The following is a 2425-nucleotide window of genomic DNA, read 5'->3' as shown; positions in this document are numbered from 1 at the left end:
TCCCCGAGCTCCAAGACTCGCTGCCCGTTCCGGGCACGGTCACCTCGAGCGCGGCCTTGGTGCGGAACGGGGTGCCCCCGCCGACGTTGAGGACGTTGGCGTTCAGCGGCGCTTTCTGGGAGATGCGCAGGCGGTTGTCGTTCTGCAGGTCCGCCAGGGCCGTCGGGAAGGTCCAGACGTAGCTGCCGCTGTTGGGCTTGACCACGGCCGGGGCGATCTCGACCCAGGTCGGGGTGGCGTTGGAGGCGTTGTTGGTGTATTCCAGCTTGACGTCGGTCACCCCGGTGGCCGGGCCCGGCGCCCAGGTGATCGTGTGCGTGGGGCCGGCGGCCACGTCCACGACCGCCCCGTTCTCGGGGGCGGTGAGGTCGAAGGTCGTCCCGATGTGGAAGTCGGCGCCTTCGGAGCTGACCGCGGTGGCGCCGGCGCCCGCACTCACCTTCACCCGGCCCTTGTCCGTGGCGGTGGTCGTGTTCGTGCCGGTGGCGGCCGAGAGGTCCCAGTTGATCGCGGCGGTGCCGCTGGTCCCGCCGGGGGCCGCCGTGCCGATCAAGGTCGGGTAGTCATCGGCGTTGCCGGCGATGTTGTCCGCCCCCTTGCCGGAGTTGGGGTCGTAGCGGGCCGTCACGGTGCCCACCGAGCCGGCGTAGGTGAACTGGACGCTGTTGGTCGTCGAGGCCGCCGTGACCGTCGTGCCGCTGCCGGTGGGGGTGTTGAGCGTTAGCCCGCCGCGGATGGTGAAGACCGGACCTTCCCCGAAGACGTTCGCGAAGCCCACCGCCGCGTCCATGATCTTGATCCGGACGTTCGCGCCGATCGCGTTGGGGATCGTCCAGGTGTACTTGCACGTCCCCGCCGGGCACGTGATCCCATCGAGGGCGACCGGGGTGCTGTTGATCTTCTGCGCCCCCGGGTAGCCCCCGGCGCCGCCGGCCGTGTCGTAGAAGAGATCGACCGAGCCGATCGTGGTCCCGGTCCGGGTCCACTGGATCGCGTCCGTGACGACCGCCAGCGCCGTGAGCGGCTGGCCGGCGCTTGGGAGCGTTACGGTGATCTGCGGCCGGATCCGGAAGGCGGCGGATTCGAGCAAGACGGTCGTGAAGCCGGCGGTGGCATCCGAGACCCGGAGGTAGGCGTCCTCGGTCTTCACGTCCGGCAGCCCCGCCGTCCAGGCGTAGCTGTTGTTGCCGCTGGTGTGGCCGGGATCCGAGGCGACGAGGGTGACGTAGCTGCCCCCGGCCGAGGTCTTGTACTCGAGCTTGACGTTGGTGATCGTCCCGTTGGCGGTCCAGCGAATGATCTTCGTCGTGTCCGGGTAGAGCCAGACCTCCCCGGCGGCGGGACTCGTGATCGCGCTGAAGCTGCCCTGGATCTTGAAGGGGTTGGTCGAGATCCAGGCGACGTCGGCATCCGCCCCGGTGCCCCGGAGGCGGACCTTGGCGGCCGTGGTGATCTTATCCTCCATCGTGAAGGAGGCGCTCCCGCTGCAGGTGATGGCCGGCGAGACCGGGGCGCAGTTGGTCACCGTGGAGAGCGGCAGGACCGCGAAGGTGTCGGCGGTCGTGGCGAAGTTGCCGTCCACGTCGTAGTGGAGCTCAACCGGCGAGAAGGTCCCGGTCGTGGTCCAGGTGATCGTTTGCGCAGAGCCGACGGTGTAACTCAACCCCGCGGTTTCAGGGGCGGTGAGCTGCAAGGCACCCTTGATTCGGAAGACGTTGTTCGACTCATCCCAGACGTTGGCGTTGTTCGCATCGCTGACCCGGATGCGGAGGGTCGTCCCGACCTTGTCGGGCACCGTCCAGTTGTAGGTGCTGGGGGTGGAGGCGACGGTGGTGATGAGGTTCGCCGGGTCCGGATACGTCCCCCCGCCGGCGATCCCGCCGTTGGTCGAGTAGTGGAGCTTCACGTTGTTCACCGCCCCGGACTTGGTCCAGGCGATCGTGTAGGTGCCGCCCACGGTCATGACGATCCCCGGGCCGGGGTCCACGGTGCCGCCCGGGGCGGTGAGCGTCACCGCCCCCTTCAGCTCGAAGCTGTTGGATTGGACGTCTTCGACGTCCGTCTGGAAGGGGGCCGGGGTGGCGACCTTCGCCTTGAGCTTGCCGGTGAAGCCGGCGGTGAGGGCCGTGGCATCCGCGATCGTCCAGGCGTAGTTGACGTTGACCCCATCGGCCACCAGCGAGACGTCGATCGGGGTGGCGGTGATCTTCACGTAGTCGATCGCGGCCCCGGTGTGCGAGTAGTAGAGATCCACCGATTGGACCGCCCCGGTCTTCTTGAAGGTGACCGTCTGGGTGGTCCCCGAGCTCCAAGACTCGCTGCCCGTTCCGGGCACGGTCACCTCGAGCGCGGCCTTGGTGCGGAACGGGGTGCCCCCGCCGACGTTGAGGACGTTGGCGTTCAGCGGCGCTTTCTGGGAGATGCG

General features: G+C 68.6%; 1 protein-coding gene. It reads right to left on the bottom strand.

All coding sequences use genetic code 11. The features are described 5' to 3' along the window. On the bottom strand, positions 1-2425 hold a 2425-nt coding region (locus ACRDSQ_RS33385), incomplete at both ends, for a hypothetical protein (protein WP_431426723.1).

The sequence above is a fragment of the Actinokineospora sp. genome (genome assembly GCF_050699995.1).
Lineage (GTDB): Bacteria > Actinomycetota > Actinomycetes > Mycobacteriales > Pseudonocardiaceae > Actinokineospora.
The sequence above is the reverse complement of the archived record's forward strand: the minus strand, read 5'-3'. Positions and strand labels throughout refer to the sequence as shown.